The following is a 480-nucleotide window of genomic DNA, read 5'->3' on the forward strand; positions in this document are numbered from 1 at the left end:
ATCGCCGGCCAGACGAACCTGCTGGCGCTCAACGCCACCATCGAGGCGGCCAGGGCCGGCGAGGCCGGCAAGGGCTTTGCGGTGGTCGCGTCCGAGGTGAAGGAGCTGGCGAACCAGACCGCCAAGGCGACCGAGGAGATCTCGGCCCAGATCGGCTCGGTGCAGCAGGCGACCTCGGAGGCGGTGCAGGCGATCCAGGAGATTGCCCGCACGATCGGCGAGATGTCGCAGATCTCGGTCTCCATTGCGGCCGCGATGGAGGAGCAGGGCGCTGCGACCGCGGAGATCTCGCGCAACGTGCAGGAGGCGGCCCGCGGGACCGAGGCGGTGACCGGCAGCATCGGCGAGGTTCGCCGCGGGGCCGGGGAGACCGGCACGGCGGCGGCCCAGGTGCTGGGTGCGGCCCAGGAGCTGGCGCGCCATTCCGCCAGCCTCGGACACGAGGTCGACGCATTCCTCTCAAGCGTCAAAGCCGCGTGA

At 71.5% G+C, this 480-nt stretch carries 1 protein-coding gene; it reads left to right on the top strand.

Annotated elements, in window-relative coordinates:
• Positions 1-480: methyl-accepting chemotaxis protein (locus tag LG661_RS24880; protein WP_230534668.1), on the top strand; the 480-nt coding region annotated here is incomplete at its 5' end.

Source organism: Microvirga roseola, from assembly GCF_020866965.1.
In the GTDB taxonomy this organism is placed as follows: Bacteria; Pseudomonadota; Alphaproteobacteria; order Rhizobiales; family Beijerinckiaceae; genus Microvirga; species Microvirga roseola.